Genomic DNA, 16,608 nt, shown 5'->3' on the forward strand with positions numbered 1-16,608 from the left:
TCAGAGGCCGACCAGCGCCGGCAGGCCGCCGATGTCCTTGATCTCGGTGTAGTTGTAGGCGGCGCAGGCGGGGTCGTGGCCGCGGTTCACGAACACCTTGTTCTTGATGCCGAGGTCATCGGCGGACATGAGGTCGTAGCGCAGACTGGAGGAGACGTGGAGGATGTCTTCCGGGCCGCAGCCGAGCTGGTCCAGCATGTATTCGAAGGCCTGCAGCCGGGGCTTGTAGGCCTGCGCCTGTTCGGCGGTGTAGACGGCGTGGAAGGGCGCGCCCAGCTTTTCGACGTTGGTCATGATCTGTTCATTGGCGGCGTTCGACAGGATCACCAGCGGGATTTCCTTGGCGATGCGGGCGAGCGGTTCCGGCACGTCCGGGTTGGGGCCCCAGGTCGGCACCAGGTCGTAGTACTTCTGGCCTTCCTCTTCGAGGTACTTCACGCCGTGGCGCTTGCAGGTGCGCTCCAGCGCGCTCTTCAGGATGTCCACGTAGGGCTTCCAGTCGCCCATCACTTCATCCAGGCGGTAGGCGTTGAAGTCGTGCACGAAGCGTTCCAGCTGTTCCGGCGGCAGGCGGTCGGCGTACATGGCGCGGGCGGTGTCGCCCATGCGGAAGCGGATCAGGGTGCCGTAGCAGTCGAAAGTGATGTACTTGGGGCGGAAGGTCATGGCGGGATTTCCTGTGGGCTGCAGAGGCCGGCAGCAGCTTGTGCGGTAGCCGGCAGGGGTTGTCATGGCAAATCCATTAGAGCATGTGGGTCAGCGCTGAATGTCGCGTATGGAGCGGGTGGCAAGGCGCAAACCGTTCTTTTGCCGGGGCGGCACGAAATGCTGTGCGGCCCGCTTTCCGGCGCACCGAATCAGGGCAGGGCGATGTCCATGAGCACGCTTTTGAAGCGCAGATTGGCCTCCACCGCCTGGCGGCCGAGGTCCTTGCCGATACCCGATTGGTGATAGCCGCCGGTGGGGATGACGAAGTCGGCGGAGCGGCCGTAGCGGTTCACCCACACGGTGCCGGCCTCCAGCTTGCGCACCGCGCGCATGGCGCGGCCGATGTCGGCGGTATGGACGCCGGCGGCGAGGCCGTAGCTCTCGTGCGCAGCCAGCGCCAGGCCCTCTTCCTCGTCGTCGAAGGTCTGCACGGTGAGCACCGGGCCGAAGATTTCCTCGCGCACCGCCGGGTTGGCGCCATCTACGCCTTCGATCAGCGTCGGCAGGTAGTAGGCGCCGCCGCAGCCGCCATCGACGATGCGGCCGCCGCAGCGCACGCTGCCGCCGGCGGCCTCGGCGCGCTCGACGATGCCGTCGATGCGGTCCGCCTGCGGGCGGGAGATGATGGGCGGCAGGGTGGCATCCTCGTCCCAGGTGGCGCCGGGGCGGTGGGCGGCGAACAGGGCCTGGATGCGCTCCACCAGCACGCCGGCCACCCGGCGCTGCACGATGAGGCGCGAGCCGGCGACGCAGACCTGGCCGGCGTTGCCGGTGATGGCGCCGGCGATGGTGGCGGCCACCTTGTCCAGGTCGCGGGCGTCATCGAACACCAGCTGCGGGCTCTTGCCGCCCAGCTCCAGCGTCACCGGCTTGGGGCCGTGCAGCGCGCAGGCGGACATGATGGCGGCGCCGGTGCGGGTGGAGCCGGTGAAGGTCATCTTGGAGATCAGCGGATGGCGGGTGATGGCGTCGCCGGTCGTGCGCCCGTCGCCCTGCACGATGTTGAAGATGCCCGCCGGCACGCCGGCCTGCACCGCCAGCTCGGCCAGCCGCAGGCAGCTGAAGGGCGTCAGCTCCGAGGGCTTGAGCAGCACCGCGTTGCCGGCGGCCAGCGCCGCGCCCACCTTCCAGGAGACCATCACCAGCGGGAAATTCCACGGCGTGATGGCGCCGATGAGGCCGTAGGGCTCGGCCACCACCATGCCGAAGTTGTCATGCCGGGTGGCGGCCACCTCGCCGCCCAGCTTGTCGGCATATTCGGCGAAGAAGCGCAGGCCCTCGGCGGTGAAGGGCACGTCCCAGGCGATGGCGTCGCGCACCGGCCGGGTGGAACCCAGCGCTTCGAGCACGCCCAGGCGCGGCGCGTCCGCTTCCACCAGGTCGGCCCAGCGCCGCAGCACGCGGGCGCGGTCGCGCGGCGCGCAGCGCGCCCAGTCGCTGTTCTTCCAGGTGCGCCAGGCATTTTCTGCTGCGGCATCCACCAGCGCCTCGCCGGCCAGCGGCAGTTCCGCATAGACCTTGCCGTCGGACGGACGCGCCACCGCAATCCCGGCGCCGGCCTGGGATTGCAGCGTGCCGCCAATGAAATGGCCGTTGGCAACCTGTATCTGTTCGGGATCGAAAATCGGCATCGCGCCACCTCGCTGTCTGATGACGGGGATGCTAGCGGCGGTGCTGCGGCATTTGCTGCGGTAGTCCCGGCGCTGGCGGCAGCTTGCTGCATGCGCGGGCGGCGCGGCGAACGATGATGCTTAATCCACGCCCCCGGGCCGCAACGGCAAGATTGTCCTAGCGACGGCGCGGCACGGTTGCGATGATCGGGGCCGACCTCGAAGAAATATGCTGGAGAGAACCTTGACTGGAGAGGAGTGCAGCCTGGGCGTGAGCGCCGATGGCGTCAGCCTGCGGCCAATGGCGACGGCCGACCTGGAAGCCGCCCACGGCCTGTCGGTGAAAGTGCGCTGGCCGCACCGGCTGGAAGACTGGCGCTATGTCGCCGGCCTGGGCGCCGGGCTGGTGGCCGAGCGCGACGGCCAAGTGGTGGGCACCGCGCTGGGCTGGAACTGGAGCGAGCGCCACGCCACGCTGGGCATGGTCATCGTCGCCCCGCAGGTGCAAGGCAGGCGCATCGGCCAGCGCCTGATGCAGGGCCTGCTCGCCGCCGCCGGCGAGCGCGCGGTGCTGCTGCACGCCACCGCCGAGGGCCGCGGCCTGTACGAGCGCCTGGGCTTCGCCACCGTCGGCGAGATCCGCCAGCACCAGGGCCTGGCGCGCCAGGCGCCGCTGGTGATGCCGGACGCCGGCGAACGCCTGCGCCCCTTCGGCCGCGGCGACACCGAACGCCTGATCGAGCTGGACGCAGCTTCCGCCGGCATGCCGCGCCGCGAGGCCATCCTGGCGCTGCTGGACAACGCCGAGACGGTGGTGCTGGACCGCGATGGCGAAGCGGTGGGCTTCTCCATCCTGCGCCGCTTCGGCCGCGGCCGCGCCATCGGCCCGGTGGTGGCGCCCAGCCTGCGCGGCGCGCAGGCGCTGATCGCCCACTGGTGCAATCTGTATACCCGCAAGTTCCTGCGCATCGACGTCGAAGCCGGCAGCGGCCTGATCGAATGGCTGGAAGGGCTGGGCCTGCGCCGCGTCGGCATGGTGGCCATCATGGCGCGCGGCGAAATGCCGGTACGCGGCCCGGAAGCCGGCCAGTACGCGCTGCTCAACCAGGCGCTGGGCTGAGCAACGCCCGAAGAAGCAGACAGCGCGGCAAGCGTCAGGCGACTGATCCGGCGGAGGGGCCCTCGCCCCGAGGGTGTCGAAGGCCGGTGCGGGGAAGGGATGCCGGGCCCTGAGCGCAGCCAGCGCCGGAATCCGGCCCGGCGCACCCGCAGGACCGCCCCCCGCAGCGGAAAATCGTGGCAGGCCACCCCGGATCGCAATACCGGCGCTTAAGCCTTCTGGCGCCTTGCGCCCCACCGCAACGCTTCCCCCGGAGCCACCGACATGGCCTTTCTCTACAAGGGCGACAACGCCGCCGCCTGGGCGCAGGAGTTCGCCGCCAGGGCGCCCGAAATCCCCTTCCACCTGTGGCCGGCGGCCGGCGAGGCGGCGGACTTCGATCCCGCCGCGGTGCGCTTTCTCGCCATCTGGCAGCCGCCGGCGGACATTCCCGCCCGCTTTCCCAAGCTGGAAATCCTGTTCTCGGTCGGTGCCGGCGTGGACCAGTTCGACCTCGCCAAACTGCCGCCCACGCTGCCGCTGGTGCGCATGGTGGAGCCGGGCCTCATCGACGGCATGGTGGAGTACGTCTGCTTCGCGGTGCTGGGCCTGCACCGCGACATGCCGCACTACCTGAGCGCCCGCGAATGGCGGCCGCTGCCGGTGAAGACGGCGGCGCAGCGCCGCGTCGGCGTGCTCGGCCTGGGCGAACTGGGTCGCGCCGTGCTGACCCGGCTCGCCACCTTCGGCTTCGACTGCGCCGGCTGGAGCCGCTCCCGCCACGAACTGCCGGGCGTGCGCTGCCATGCCGGCGCGGACGAACTGCCGGCCTTCCTCGCCGGTTGCGACATCCTGGTCTGCCTGCTGCCGCTCACCGCCGCCACCCGCGGCATGCTGGACGCGCAGCTGTTCGCCGCGCTGCCAGCCGGCGCCGCGCTGGTGAACGTCGGCCGCGGCGGCCACCTGGTGGAGAAGGATCTGCTGCAGGCCTTGGACGATGGCCATCTCTCCGCCGCCATCCTGGACGTCTGCGAGCCGGAACCGCTGCCCGCCGGGCACGCCTTCTGGCGCCATCCGCGCATCTGGCTCACCCCCCACATCGCCAGCGCCACCCAGCCGGCCAGCGCGGTGGAGGCGGTGCTGGAGAACCTGCGGCGGCATGCGCGCGGCGAGGCGCTGGTGGGGCTGGTGGATCGCAGCAAGGGTTATTGAGCCGCCGCGGCCACGGGCAGCTTGTGCCGTGCGATGACATTCGCAAGCGAGCCAGCTGCCAGGAGCTGCGTCCGGAACGCGCTTTTCCCCGCCCCGCCGCAGTCCGGCGTGCTGCCCGCCGGGCATCGCCCGCTTGCCGCCACCCGCCTGACTCCCAAGCCCCACAGGCCTTCCAGCCCCGCCACCGCAGGATATGCCGCCCTCCGCCGCACAACGGCACAGCCATGCGCGAGGCAGGGGCAAAGCCGCAGCACCCGCTGCGGGCTCGCGCCTAGACTGGTCGTCATCGATTGCAGCACCCGCCCCGGACAACAAGACCAGCCGCCCCGAAATCATGTCAGCCGAATCCCTGCTCGCCCTGGACCGCAACCATCTCATCCACCCCGTGGCCGCCTGGCGCGGCCATGAACAGCGCGGCGTGACCGTGCTGGAAACCGGCCATGACGGCGTCTGGCTGCGCGACAACACCGGCCACGAACTGCTGGATGCCTTCGCCGGCCTGTGGTGCGTGAACGTCGGCTACGGCCGCGACAGCGTGGTGGAGGCGGCGGCGGCGCAGATGCGCAAGCTGCCCTATGCCACCGGCTACTTCAGCTTCGGCAGCGAGCCGGCCATCCGCCTCGCCGCCAAGCTGGCCGAGCTCGCCCCCGGCACGCTCAACCACAGCTACCTCACGCTGGGTGGCTCGGAGGCGGTGGATGCCGCCATCCGCCTCATCGTCCAGTACTACAACGCCACCGGCCGGCCGCAGAAGAAGCATTTCATCGCCGTCGAACGCGGCTACCACGGCTCCTCCTCGGTGGGCTCCGGCCTCACCGCGCTGCCGGCCTTCCACCGCGGCTTCGACGTGCCGCTGCCCAACCAGCACTACATTCCTTCCACCTATCCCTACCGCAACCCGCTGGGCGGCGACGATGCCGCCATCATCGCCGAGTCGGTCGCGGCGCTGCGCGCCAAGGTGGCGGAGATCGGCGCCGACCAGGTGGCCGCCTTCTTCTGCGAGCCGGTGCAGGGTTCCGGTGGCGTGGTGGTGCCGCCCAAGGGCTGGCTGAAGGCGATGCGCGAAGCCTGCCGCGAGCTGGACATCCTGTTCGTCGCCGACGAGGTCATCACCGGCTTCGGCCGCACCGGCCCGATGTTCGCCTGCGAGGCCGAAGGCGTGGCGCCGGACCTGATGACGCTGGCCAAGGGCCTCACCTCCGGCTACGTGCCCATGGGCGCGCTGATGATGTCCGACGCGGTGTATGCCGCCATCGCCGACGGCACGCCGGCCGGCGTCACCGTCGGCCACGGCGCCACCTACTCCGGCCACCCGGTGGCCGCCGCGGTGGCGCTGGAGGTGATCCGCCTGTACGAGGAAGAAGGCATCCTCGCCAATGGCCAGGCGATGGAGCCGGTATTCGCCGCCGGCCTGCAGGCCATGCTGGACCACCCGCTGGTGGGCGACGTGCGCCACCGCGGCTTGCTGGGCGCCATCGAACTGGTGAGCGACAAGGCCGCCAAGCGCGCCTTCGACCCGGCGCTGGGCCTGGCCGACCGCCTGTTCCGGACCGGCTACCGCAACGGCCTCATCTTCCGCTCCTTCGGCGATCACATCCTCGGCTTCGCACCAGCCTTGTGCTTCGGCCCGGACCACTTCGAGCAGCTCTTCGCCCGCCTCAAACGCACGCTGGACGAGGTGCTGGACGCCGCCGACGTGCGCCGCGCCCTGGCCTGAGGATAAGCGGCATGCCTCTTGCTATTTCCTCTTGCAATTTTCTGCTGCGCGCCGGCCGGCCCCACGCCGGCCCGCCAGCCCTACTCCCGCAAGAGCAAGAGCCCCGCCCATGACTCCGCTGCCCAAACTCGACCGCCTGGACCTGCGCATACTCTGCCAGCTGCAACGCAACGGCCGCATCACCAATGTGGACCTGGCCGACGCCGTCGGCCTCTCGCCCAGCCCCTGCCTGATCCGGGTGAAGCGCCTGGAGCAGGCCGGCTACATCAGCGGCTACGGCGCCCAGGTGAAGCTGGACAAGCTGGGCGAGATGCTGACCGTCTTCACCGAGGTGACGCTGGCCGACCACCGCCGCGAAGACTTCGTGCGCTTCGAAACCGCCATCCGCGACATCGACGAGATCCTCGAATGCCATCTCGTCAGCGGCGGCTACGACTACCTGCTGAAGTTCATGACCCACGGCGTGAACCACTACCAGAGCATCATCGAGGGCCTGCTGGAACGCAGCATCGGCATCGAAAAGTATTTCAGCTACATCGTCATCAAGTCGCCTTTCATCAAGACCTACTACCCGATAGAGCGGCTGGTCGACTCCAGCAAGTAGGGCAGCCGCCAAACCCGTCGAATGCCATCCGCCACCGCCATTCCCGGCGGGCGCTTCGTCCGTCTCGGCGAAACCGCCCGTCGCGCCGTCCACCTCACCGTGGATGGCCGCCCCGTCACCGCCCTGGAGGGCGACACCCTGCTGGTCGCGGTGCTCGCCAACGGCGGCCACTTGCGCCACTCCGAGTTCGGCGACGGCGTACGTTCCGGCTTCTGCCTGATGGGCGCCTGCCAGGATTGCTGGGTGCGCGGCGCCGGCGGCGAACGCTGGCGCGCCTGCTCCACCCCGGTGGCCGAAGGCATGGCGGTGCTCACCCAACTGCCGGAGGCGACATGGCCGCGCCGCGACTGATCGTGGTCGGCGCCGGCCCGGCCGGCGTGCGCGCCGCCGAAGCCCTGGTGCAGGCCGGCCTGCGCCCCATCGTGATCGACGAAGGCCGGCGCGACGGCGGCCAGATCTACCGCCGCCAGCCGGACAACTTCAAGCGCCCCTACGCCCAGCTGTACGGCAGCGAGGCGGCCAAGGCCCAGGCCCTGCACCACGCCTTCGACACCCTCAAGCCGCGGCTGGACTACCGCCCGGAAACCCTGGCCTGGAACATCTCCGGCGGCGCCCTGCATGTGATCCGCGACGGCCGCGCCCAAGCCCTGCCCTATGACGCGCTGCTGATCTGCAGCGGCGCCACCGACCGCCTGCTGCCGCTGCCGGGCTGGCACCGCGCCGGCTGCTACAGCCTGGGCGCGGCGCAGATCGCGCTCAAGGCCCAGGCCTGCGCAATCGGCCGCCGCGTCGCCTTCGTCGGCACCGGGCCGCTGCTCTACCTCGTCGCCAGCCAGTACCTCAAGGCCGGCGCCAGCCTGGCCGCCGTCATCGACACCTCGCCGGCCGCGCCCGCCGCCGCCCTGCCCGGCCTGCTCGCCCGCCCGGCGCTGCTGCTGCGCGGGCTGGGCCTCATCGCCCGCCTGCGCCGCGCCGGCGTGCCGCTGCTGCGCGGCGCCACCCCGCTGCGGGTGGAAGGCGACGCCGACAACGGCGCCGACGCCCTGGTGGTGCGCGAGGCCGGCGGCCGCGAACGCCGCTTCAGCTGCGACGCCGTCGCCATGGGCTACCACCTGCGCGCCGAAACCCAGCTCGCCGACCTCGCCCGCTGCGATTTCCGCTTCGACGACGCCAGCCGCCAGTGGCTGCCCGCCATCGACGCGGACGGCCGCGCCAGCGCCAGCGGCGTCTACCTGGCCGGCGACGGCGCCCGCATCCTCGGCGCCGACGGCGCCGAAGCCGCTGGCCGCCTGGCCGCCCTCGCCGCCCTGCACGACCTCGGCCTGCAACCCGGCGCCGGCCAGTACGCCGCCGAGCACAAGGCGCTGCGCGCCCGGCTGGCGAAGATGGAGCGCTTCCGCCGCGGCCTCGCCCTCGCCTTCCCCTGGCCGCAAGCCCAGGCCGCCACGCTGCCGGACGAGGCGGTGGTGTGCCGCTGCGAGACCATCACCGCCGGCGAGCTGCGCCGCTGCGCCACCGAGCTGGGCGGCAGCGAACTCAACCGCGCCAAGGCCTTCAGCCGCGTCGGCATGGGCCGCTGCCAGGGTCGCTACTGCGGCCATGCCGGCGCCGAGATCGTCGCCGCCGCCTGCAATGCGCCGGTGCAGCAGGTCGGCCGCCTGCGCGGCCAGGCGCCGGTGAAGCCGCTGCCGCTGGATGTGGAGGTGGTGCAATGAGCGCACCGCCGGGCCCCATGCCCATCGCCGCCACGCCGGAAACCCTGCGTGCCGATGTCATCGTCGTCGGCGGCGGCCTGGTCGGCGCCTCCGCCGCCTTCTTCCTGCGCCGCCGCGGACTGTCGGTGATCCTGCTGGAGCGCGGGCTGGTCGGCCAGCAGGCCAGCGGCACCAACTTCGGCAACGTGCGCCGCCAGGGCCGCGCGCTGGCGCAGCTGCCGCTGGCCGCCCGCGCCCGCGACATCTGGGGCCAGCTGCCGGCGCTGCTGGACGAGGACGCCGAGTTCCTCGACAGCGGCCACCTGCGGGTGTGCTACAGCGAGGAGCAGGCGGAGGACTTCGCCCGCTATGCCGTCGACGCCAGACCCTACGGCCTGGCGCTGGAGGTGATGGGCGCCGCCGAACTGCGCCGCCGCTACGGCCTGTTCGGCCCGGAAGTGCTGGCCGGCTCGCTGGCGGCGGTGGATGGCCACGCCAACCCGCGCCTGGCCGGTCCCGCCTTCGGCCGCGGCGCCCGCCGCGCCGGCGCCACCGTGCTGGAGCACACCGAGGTGCTGCGGGTGGAGCGTGAAGGCGGCGACTTCCTGGTCCATACCAAAGCGCATGTCACAGGCGGCGAAGGCCCGCGCTGCCGCGCGCCGCAGCTGCTGGTTGCCACCGGCGCCTGGGGCAACCGCATCGCCAGCGCCTTCGGCGAGCCGGTGCCCATCGTCGCCCACGGCCCGCAGATGGGTGTCACCGAGCCGCTGCCCTACGCCATCGGCCCGGCCATCGGCGTCACCACGAAGAACGTCGCCGAGGGCATGTACTTCCGCCAAGTGAAGCGCGGCAACATCGTCTTCGGCGGCGGCCCCAAGGGCCCCGCCTACGCCGACCGCCTGCGCGCCTACGTCGAACCGGCCAATACCCTCAACCAGCTGCAGCAGCTGCGCCGCCTCGCCCCGGCGCTGGGCGGCCTGCAGCTCATCCGCACCTGGAGCGGCATCGAAGGCTATGTGCAGGACAGCAAGCCGGTGCTCGGCCCCAGCGCCAAAGTGGATGGCCTCTACTACGCCTTCGGCTTCTGCGGCGAAGGCTTCGCCATCGGCCCCGGCATCGGCGATTCGATGGCCGAGCTGATCGCCACCGGCCAGACGGCCACGCCCTACCCGGACAGCCACATCGGGCGCTTCGCCGCCTGCCAGGAACAGGCCGCTACCGCCGCCTGAAGACGGCCTCGCCCCGCGCTGCTCCTGCTGCCGCATCGCTCGCGCGCCAGCAGGAGCAGCGATGCAGCCCATCTCAGTCCAGCGCGAACACCACGTAAACCTTGCGCAACGTTTCGGTGATCTCCCACACGCCCACGGTGTGCGAGGGGAAGAACAGGGTGTCGCCGGCGGCGATCCGCAGCGGCTCGCCGCCTTCCGGGGTGAAGGTGCAGGCGCCGGCGAGGATGTGCATCACCTCGGCGTTGTCGATCTGGCGGCGGAAGCGGCCGGGGGTGCATTCCCAGATGCCGCTGTCGTTGCCGCCGGCGCCGGCCAGGGCGACGTCGATGCCGCTCATCTGCGCCACCGCTTCGCCCAGCGGCCGGCCCACCGGCCCCTGCGCCGCCAGCCCTTCCGCCCCCGCACTCTGCTTGATGATCCTGATGCCCATGGTCCGCTCCTGAAGGAAAACGGCGCGGACCATAACAGTGCATCCGGGCGCAGGCTTGCACGTTTATGTTGCATGGCCGGCGCGGCGAAACGAGATGCTGCGCCACCGCGTAATACGCAATTTTCCGTCGCCGCGCGGCGGGATTGCGGCGCCATCGTGCGCAGGAAGGCTCCTAAGCTTTTTCCCATGGAAATCAAGCCCCCGCCCCCCTGCCCCGGCGCCCGCCGCCCCGCTCGCGGCATCGACAACGCGCTCGCCTACATCCATCGCCACTTCGGCGAGCAGCTGTCGCTGGAAGCGCTGGCGCAGATCGCCGGCCTCAGCGTCTGCCGCTTCGCCACCGTGTTCCGCCAGCGCATGGGCATACCGCCGCACCGCTACATCTGCATCCTGCGCGTGCGCCACGCCCAGGCCCTGCTGCGCAGCGGCATGCCGGCGGCCAACGTCGCCAGCGAAGCCGGCTTCTACGACCAGAGTCACCTGTCGCGCCATTTCAAGAACGTCTGCGGCATGACGCCGCGGCAGTACCTGCAGGAAGCGGGACCGCTGCCGGAAGGCCATGTGCTGTACGCCGCCCGCGCCGCCGCCGGCCGCTACTCCGTTCCGCAGGCGCTGGCCGGGCAATGAAGCCGGACGGGGACGACACCATGGCGACTGAATCGAACGCCACCCTGGCCGAGGCCCTGCCGGCGCTGGTGCAACTGCGCCGCGACCTCCACTCCCATCCGGAACTCGGCTTCGCCGAACACCGCACCGCCGGCATCGTCGCCCAGGCACTACGCGACCTCGACCTGGAGGTGCACACCGGCGTGGGCGGCACCGGCGTGGTCGGCGTGCTGCGCAAGGGCGAGGGCAAGCGCAGCGTCGGCCTGCGTGCCGACATGGACGCGCTGCCGATGGACGACTGCAGCGGCCTGCCCCATGCCAGCACCCATGCCGGCGCCCACCACGGCTGCGGCCACGACGGCCACACCGCGATGCTGCTGGGCGCGGCGCGGCTACTGGCCGGCCAGGACTTCGACGGCACGGTGAACTTCATCTTCCAGCCCGCCGAGGAAGGCCTGGGCGGCGCCCGCGCCATGGTGCAGGACGGCCTGTTCGAGCGCTTCCCCTGCGACGCGGTGTACGCCCTGCACAACTGGCCGACGCTGCCGCTGGGCCAGGCCCGCACCCGCCCCGGCGCCATCATGGCCGCCGCCGACCGCTTCGACATCGCCATCCGCGGCCGCGGCGGCCACGCCGCCCAACCGCACACCACGCCGGATGCCATCCTCGCCGCCGGCCAGCTGGTGAGCCAGCTGCACACCCTGGTGTCGCGCCGCATCGACCCGGCGGAATCGGCGGTGCTGTCCATCACCCGCATCGAAGGCGGCCAGTCGCACAACGTGCTGCCGGCGGAAGTCCGGCTCACCGGCACCGTGCGCAGCTTCGACCCCGCCGCGCAGGACATCCTCGAAGCCGCCCTGCGCCAGACCGCCGCCGGCATCGCCCTGGGCAGCGGCACCGACATCGAAGTGCGCTACGACCGCTACTATCCCGCCACGATCAACCACGCCGCCGAAGCCGGAACCGCGCTCGCCGCCGCCCGCGACGCCGGCCTGGACGCCGCCCTCGCCCCCGCACCCGCCTTCACCTCCGAAGACTTCGCCTTCATGCTGCAGGCGCGCCCCGGCGCCTACCTGTGGCTGGGCCAGGGCCGCGGCGCCGACGAACGCCCGCTGCACCACCCCGCCTACGACTTCAACGACGACGCCCTGCCGCTGGGCGTGCGCTGGCTGGTGGCGGTGGCGGAACGGCAGCTGGGAAGCTGAACAGCGCTCTCTATATCGGTATCTCACTGCAACGCCGGCTCCGCCGGCGTGACGCATTCATCCGCATCACATAGCCCGTTTGCGTAGAATCGGCCCACCCCGGCCTTTACGCATGAACGCCATCGCAAGCGCCGGTAGCTCCCAATGTCTCCGGCAGACTTCCCATGGCCCGTTTCTTTCCTTCCCGTAGCGCATGCCGTTTCGATACCTCTGGCGAGCGTCGCCTGGCGGAACGGTTGGAGAAGAAACTCGAGGATGATTACCTGTGCTGGGCCAATGTCCCGGTCGGCACCAAAGGGTTGCAGCCTGACTTTGTAGTTCTTCACCCGCGCCGTGGCGTGCTGGTACTGGAGGTCAAGGACTGGAAGCTTGAAACCATCCTGGCCATGGACAAGAACCAAGCGCAGATCAACGACGGCGGCAAGCTCAAGAAAGTCGCCAACCCACTCGCACAAGCCCGGCTTTACGCGCTGGAAGTCGCGGTGACACTGGAACGTGATCCGGCGCTGCGTCAGCCCGAAGGCAGCCGCTACGCCGGCAAGTTCATCATGCCCTACGGCTCGGGCGTGGTGCTCACCCGCATCACCCGCCAGCAGTTCAACAGCGTCGACCTCTCCGAGGTGCTGGATCCCCAGCGTGTGATCTGCCAGGACGAGATGACCGAAACGGTGGATGAGGCCGATTTCCAGCAGCGGCTGTGGGACATGTTCCACCATGTCTTCCCCTGCCACCTGACGCTGCCGCAACTGGACCGGGTGCGGTATCACCTTTACCCCGAAGTACGGGTTGCCGCACAACCCGGCCAGTTCGGGCTGTTCGCCGAAGCCGAAGCCGCGCTGCCCTCGCTGATCAAGGTGATGGACCTGCAGCAGGAACAGCTCGCGCGCTCCCTGGGCGACGGCCACCGGGTGATCCACGGCGTTGCCGGCAGCGGCAAGACCATGATCCTGGGCTACCGCTGCATCCAGCTCGCCCAGCAGGCAAACAAGCCCATCCTGGTGCTGTGCTACAACAAGTCCCTGGCCGGGCGGCTGGAACAACTCATGGGCGAGCGCGGCCTGGAAGACAAGGTCACCGTGCGCAACTTCCACGCCTGGTGCCGCGACATGCTGGTGAGCTACCAAGCTCCGCTACCCGATAACGCCCTGTCGGTAAACGAGAAGATGAAGCAGATGGTGGAGAACACCATCGCAGCGGTGGACCGCAAGCAGATCCCACGCGCCCAGTACGCCGCGGTACTAATCGACGAGGGCCACGACTTCGAACCCGACTGGTTCAAGCTGGTGGTGCAAATGGTGGATCCCGACACCAATGCGCTGCTGGTGCTCTACGACGACGCCCAGTCCATCTACCGCAGCAAGGGCCGCAAGCATGGGCTGGATTTCAGCTTCTCCAGTGTCGGCATCCAGGCCAAGGGCCGCACCACCATCTTGCGGCTCAACTACCGCAACACCGTCGAAGTGCTGTCGGTTGCCCGTGCCTTCGCCATCGAACTGTTGACCGCTCGCGAGGCCGCCGAGGATGGAGTGCCGATGGTGGTACCGGAGAGCGCGGGTCGGCGCGGCCCCTATCCCGAACTTCTGCGCTGCGAATCCGAGTGGCAGCAGTGGGAGTGCCTCGCCGCGCGCATCCACGAGGAACAAGCGGAGGGGCGGACATTGGACGACATCGCCGTCATCTATCGCAGCACCGCGCAAGGCAAGCGCATTGAGCAGGCACTCAGCAAGGCGGGGATCGCCTACACCTCCGGCACGTCTGGCCGCGGCCGTAGCGCCCTTTACGGCGAGGAGGCAACAGTGAAGATCGTCAGCATGCACTCCAGCAAAGGGCTGGAGTTCGGCCTAGTGCTGATCCCCGAATTGGACGAAATGCCAAAGAATGGCGAGGACGAAGCCGACGAAGCGCGTCTGCTTTACGTGGCGATGACCCGCGCCACCGAACGCCTGGTGATGACCTATCGCGAGCACTCCAGCTTCACCCGCCGGGTGCAGGACGCCATTGCCGGCGTGCGGGCACGGCTGGAAGATGCGGTACTGCATCCCTAAGCAAACTGCCCACCTCTCGCCCCACTGACCACCAGATCACGGGCAAGGACTTCCTCCCCGCGCCATTCATAGCCCGTAACCGGCACAACAGCCCGACGCAGGCGCCCCGCCGAACCCTCGCGCCCCACGCGGTCGAACGCCTCGATGCCCTCCGTCCTCCGGAGGGTTATCCTCGCCGCCTTATGAAGTTTATTCACCGCGCCGGCGCGACGGCCGCGGCCGTGCCACTACCATGGCCGGCGTTGCGTGGCTGACGCGGCGGCCGCCGCCAAACGGAGTTCGCCCATGGATCTCGCCCAATTCGTCCGCGCCCTGCCCAAGGCCGAGCTGCATCTGCACATCGAAGGTTCGCTGGAGCCGGAGATGATGTTCGCGCTGGCGCAGCGCAATGGCGTCGCCCTGCCCTGGGGCAGCGTGGAAGCCACCCGCGCCGCCTACGACTTCAGCGATCTGCAGAGCTTCCTCGACCTGTATTACGCCGGCGCTGCAGCGCTGATCCACGAACGGGATTTCCACGAGCTGGCGATGGCCTACTTCGCCCGCGCCCACGACGACGGCGTGGTACATGCCGAGCTCTTCTTCGACCCGCAGACGCACACCGCGCGCGGCGTCGCCTTCGAAACCGTGCTGGACGGCCTGGAGCGCGCCTGCGAGGAGGCGCGCGAGCGCTGGGGCATCAGCTCGCGCCTCATCCTCTGTTTCCTGCGCCATCTCAGCGAGGAAGACGGCTTCGCCACGCTGGAGCAGGCGCTGCCGCACATCGCCCGCATCCACGGCGTCGGCCTGGACTCCTCGGAGCAGGGCCATCCGCCGGCCAAGTTCGAGCGCCTGTTCGCCCGCTGCCGCGAGCTGGGCCTGCATGTGGTGGCCCACGCCGGCGAAGAAGGGCCGCCGGCCTACATCGTCGAGGCCCTGGACCTGCTACGGGTGGAGCGCATCGACCACGGCGTGCGCGCGGCCGAGGACGCGGCGCTGCTGGAGCGTCTGGCGCGCGAGCAGGTGCCGCTCACCGTCTGCCCGCTGTCCAACGTCAAGCTGTGCGTGTTCCCCAGGCTGGAGGCGCACAACCTCAAGCAGCTGCTGGACGCCGGCCTGAAGATCACCATCAACTCCGACGACCCCGCCTACTTCGGCGGCTACATCGGCCAGAACTACCTGGAGACGGCGCAGGCGCTGCAGCTGAGCCGTGCCGAGCTGAAGCGCATCGCCCGCAACAGCCTGGAAGCCAGCTTCGTGCCGGAATCCCTGCGCGCCCCCTGGCTGGCCCGCCTGGACGCACTGCCCGACTGAGCCCGCGCCCGTTCCCCCCTTTCCCGCCTGCCACCGGAGATTTGCCATGACTTCTCGCCGCACCGCCCTCAAATGGACCGCCGGCCTCGCCGCCGCCTCGCTGCTGCCCGGCGCCGCCCTGCGCGCCGCCGAACCGCTCAAGGTCGGCTTCGTCTATGTCGGCCCGGTGGGCGAGGCCGGCTGGACCTTCGCCCACGACCTCGGCCGCCGCGCGCTGGAGGCCGCCTTCCCCGGCCAGGTGAAGACCACTTTCATCGAGAGCGTGCCCGAGGGCGCCGACGCCGAGCGGGTGATCCGCAACCTCGCCCAGGACGGCCACCGGGTGATCTTCACCACCTCCTTCGGCTACATGGACGCGACGTTGAAGGTGGCGCGCCAATACCCCAAGGTGGTGTTCCAGCACGCCACCGGCTTCAAGACCGCCGCCAACATGGGCACCTATGACGTGCGCACCTACGAGGGCGCCTACCTGGCCGGCGTGCTGGCGGGCAAGACGAGCAAGAGCGGCAACCTGGGCGTGGTCGGCTCCCACCCCATCCCGGAGGTGATCCGCAACATCAACGCTTTCACCATCGGCGCCCGCAGCGTCAATCCCAAGGCCAGCACCCGGGTGATCTGGGTGAATTCCTGGTTCGACCCGGGCAAGGAACGCCAGGCGGCGCTGACGCTGATCGCCCAGGGCGCCGACGTGCTGATGCAGAACACCGACTCGCCGGCGGTGCTGCAGGCGGCGCAGGAGAAGGGCGTGTTCGCCTTCGGCTGGGATTCGGACATGACCAGCTTCGGCCCCAAGGCCCAGTTGGCGGCCAGCGAGATCGACTGGAGCGTCTGGTACAAGAAGGTGGTGGGCGAGGTGCTGGCCGGCAAGTTCGAACCCAAGCAGCAGGTGTGGTACGGCCTGAAGGAAGGTGCCATCGACCTCGGCCACCTCGCCGCCAGTCTGCCGGAGGACGCGAAGAAGCTGCTGGCCGAGCGCCGCAAGGGCGTGCTGGACGGCAGCCGCCCGGTATTCCAGGGCCCGCTGCGCGACCAGGCCGGCAAGGAAGTGGTGGCCGCCGGCCAGGCGCTGGCCGACAAGGACAAGCTGGCGATGAACTACTACGTGGAAGGCGTGCAGGGCACGGTGCCGGGCGGCAAATGAGGCTGGATGGACGGGGGC

Annotated in this window: 15 protein-coding genes; 12 read left to right on the plus strand and 3 right to left on the minus strand. The window is 70.1% G+C overall.

Annotated elements, in window-relative coordinates:
- Positions 1 to 666, minus strand: coding sequence for a haloacid dehalogenase type II (locus tag C7389_RS20170; protein WP_133594460.1), 666 nt, complete (start codon positions 664 to 666; stop codon positions 1 to 3).
- 191 nt (positions 667 to 857) lie between these two features.
- Positions 858 to 2,339, minus strand: a complete 1,482-nt coding sequence (locus tag C7389_RS20175; protein ID WP_133594461.1) for an aldehyde dehydrogenase family protein — start codon at positions 2,337 to 2,339, stop codon at positions 858 to 860.
- 208 nt (positions 2,340 to 2,547) lie between these two features.
- On the opposite strand from C7389_RS20175, the gene C7389_RS20180 reads away from it, so the two are divergent.
- The 7 genes from C7389_RS20180 to C7389_RS20210 all read left to right on the plus strand — a co-directional run bounded on the left by C7389_RS20180 (position 2,548) and on the right by C7389_RS20210 (position 9,873).
- The gene (locus tag C7389_RS20180; protein WP_133594462.1) at positions 2,548 to 3,438 is read left to right on the plus strand and encodes a GNAT family N-acetyltransferase; all 891 of its coding nucleotides are present in this window, start codon (positions 2,548 to 2,550) and stop codon (positions 3,436 to 3,438) included.
- Between the two features lie 264 nt (positions 3,439 to 3,702).
- A complete protein-coding gene (locus C7389_RS20185; protein WP_133594463.1) occupies positions 3,703 to 4,629 on the plus strand; it encodes a 2-hydroxyacid dehydrogenase in 927 nt (308 codons plus the stop codon).
- Between the two features lie 334 nt (positions 4,630 to 4,963).
- Positions 4,964 to 6,346, plus strand: a complete 1,383-nt coding sequence (locus tag C7389_RS20190) for an aspartate aminotransferase family protein (protein WP_133594464.1) — start codon at positions 4,964 to 4,966, stop codon at positions 6,344 to 6,346.
- 109 nt (positions 6,347 to 6,455) lie between these two features.
- The gene (locus tag C7389_RS20195) at positions 6,456 to 6,950 is read left to right on the plus strand and encodes an Lrp/AsnC family transcriptional regulator (RefSeq protein WP_133594465.1); all 495 of its coding nucleotides are present in this window, start codon (positions 6,456 to 6,458) and stop codon (positions 6,948 to 6,950) included.
- A gap of 21 nt (positions 6,951 to 6,971) precedes the next feature.
- Positions 6,972 to 7,301, plus strand: a complete 330-nt coding sequence (locus C7389_RS20200) for a (2Fe-2S)-binding protein (RefSeq protein ID WP_133594466.1) — start codon at positions 6,972 to 6,974, stop codon at positions 7,299 to 7,301.
- On the plus strand, positions 7,283 to 8,665 hold the full coding sequence (locus C7389_RS20205; RefSeq protein WP_133594467.1) for an FAD/NAD(P)-dependent oxidoreductase: 1,383 nt from the start codon (positions 7,283 to 7,285) through the stop codon (positions 8,663 to 8,665). The genes C7389_RS20200 and C7389_RS20205 overlap by 19 nt, the downstream gene beginning before the upstream one ends.
- Positions 8,662 to 9,873 carry an NAD(P)/FAD-dependent oxidoreductase gene (locus C7389_RS20210; RefSeq protein ID WP_246034910.1) on the plus strand — a complete coding sequence of 404 codons (1,212 nt, stop codon included), beginning with the start codon at positions 8,662 to 8,664 and terminating at the stop codon, positions 9,871 to 9,873. The genes C7389_RS20205 and C7389_RS20210 overlap by 4 nt, the downstream gene beginning before the upstream one ends.
- 73 nt (positions 9,874 to 9,946) lie before the next feature.
- Here the strand turns inward: C7389_RS20210 and C7389_RS20215 are convergent, their stop codons facing one another.
- Positions 9,947 to 10,303, minus strand: coding sequence for a cupin domain-containing protein (locus C7389_RS20215; protein ID WP_133594468.1), 357 nt, complete (start codon positions 10,301 to 10,303; stop codon positions 9,947 to 9,949).
- A gap of 186 nt (positions 10,304 to 10,489) precedes the next feature.
- Between C7389_RS20215 and C7389_RS20220 the strand changes: the two genes are divergently transcribed.
- The 5 genes from C7389_RS20220 (at position 10,490) to C7389_RS20240 (ending at position 16,590) form a co-directional block, all read left to right on the plus strand.
- Entirely contained in the window at positions 10,490 to 10,930 is a 441-nt protein-coding gene (locus C7389_RS20220) for a helix-turn-helix domain-containing protein (RefSeq protein WP_133594469.1), read from the plus strand.
- A 20-nt stretch (positions 10,931 to 10,950) separates the two neighbouring features.
- The gene (locus tag C7389_RS20225) at positions 10,951 to 12,114 is read left to right on the plus strand and encodes an amidohydrolase (protein WP_133594522.1); all 1,164 of its coding nucleotides are present in this window, start codon (positions 10,951 to 10,953) and stop codon (positions 12,112 to 12,114) included.
- A 164-nt stretch (positions 12,115 to 12,278) separates the two neighbouring features.
- Complete coding sequence (locus C7389_RS20230; RefSeq protein ID WP_133594470.1) at positions 12,279 to 14,159, plus strand: 3'-5' exonuclease; 1,881 nt, start codon at positions 12,279 to 12,281, stop codon at positions 14,157 to 14,159.
- A 285-nt stretch (positions 14,160 to 14,444) separates the two neighbouring features.
- Complete coding sequence (locus tag C7389_RS20235; RefSeq protein ID WP_133594471.1) at positions 14,445 to 15,449, plus strand: adenosine deaminase; 1,005 nt, start codon at positions 14,445 to 14,447, stop codon at positions 15,447 to 15,449.
- 46 nt (positions 15,450 to 15,495) lie between these two features.
- Positions 15,496 to 16,590: a BMP family ABC transporter substrate-binding protein gene (locus C7389_RS20240; RefSeq protein ID WP_133594472.1), complete on the plus strand. Its 1,095-nt coding sequence runs from the start codon at positions 15,496 to 15,498 to the stop codon at positions 16,588 to 16,590.
- Positions 16,591 to 16,608 lie beyond the last annotated feature (18 nt).

The sequence above is a fragment of the Azoarcus indigens genome (assembly GCF_004361735.1).
GTDB lineage: Bacteria > Pseudomonadota > Gammaproteobacteria > Burkholderiales > Rhodocyclaceae > Azoarcus > Azoarcus indigens.

Excerpts from the sequence above, each read along its gene's own strand:
- C7389_RS20170 (WP_133594460.1), bottom strand. The coding sequence starts at position 666 with ATGACCTTCCGCCCCAAGTACATCACTTTCGACTGCTACGGCACCCTG.
- C7389_RS20175 (WP_133594461.1), bottom strand. The coding sequence starts at position 2,339 with ATGCCGATTTTCGATCCCGAACAGATACAGGTTGCCAACGGCCATTTC.
- C7389_RS20180 (WP_133594462.1), top strand. The coding sequence starts at position 2,548 with ATGCTGGAGAGAACCTTGACTGGAGAGGAGTGCAGCCTGGGCGTGAGC.
- C7389_RS20185 (WP_133594463.1), top strand. The coding sequence starts at position 3,703 with ATGGCCTTTCTCTACAAGGGCGACAACGCCGCCGCCTGGGCGCAGGAG.
- C7389_RS20190 (WP_133594464.1), top strand. The coding sequence starts at position 4,964 with ATGTCAGCCGAATCCCTGCTCGCCCTGGACCGCAACCATCTCATCCAC.
- C7389_RS20195 (WP_133594465.1), top strand. The coding sequence starts at position 6,456 with ATGACTCCGCTGCCCAAACTCGACCGCCTGGACCTGCGCATACTCTGC.
- C7389_RS20200 (WP_133594466.1), top strand. The coding sequence starts at position 6,972 with ATGCCATCCGCCACCGCCATTCCCGGCGGGCGCTTCGTCCGTCTCGGC.
- C7389_RS20205 (WP_133594467.1), top strand. The coding sequence starts at position 7,283 with ATGGCCGCGCCGCGACTGATCGTGGTCGGCGCCGGCCCGGCCGGCGTG.
- C7389_RS20210 (WP_246034910.1), top strand. The coding sequence starts at position 8,662 with ATGAGCGCACCGCCGGGCCCCATGCCCATCGCCGCCACGCCGGAAACC.
- C7389_RS20215 (WP_133594468.1), bottom strand. The coding sequence starts at position 10,303 with ATGGGCATCAGGATCATCAAGCAGAGTGCGGGGGCGGAAGGGCTGGCG.
- C7389_RS20220 (WP_133594469.1), top strand. The coding sequence starts at position 10,490 with ATGGAAATCAAGCCCCCGCCCCCCTGCCCCGGCGCCCGCCGCCCCGCT.
- C7389_RS20225 (WP_133594522.1), top strand. The coding sequence starts at position 10,951 with ATGGCGACTGAATCGAACGCCACCCTGGCCGAGGCCCTGCCGGCGCTG.
- C7389_RS20230 (WP_133594470.1), top strand. The coding sequence starts at position 12,279 with ATGGCCCGTTTCTTTCCTTCCCGTAGCGCATGCCGTTTCGATACCTCT.
- C7389_RS20235 (WP_133594471.1), top strand. The coding sequence starts at position 14,445 with ATGGATCTCGCCCAATTCGTCCGCGCCCTGCCCAAGGCCGAGCTGCAT.
- C7389_RS20240 (WP_133594472.1), top strand. The coding sequence starts at position 15,496 with ATGACTTCTCGCCGCACCGCCCTCAAATGGACCGCCGGCCTCGCCGCC.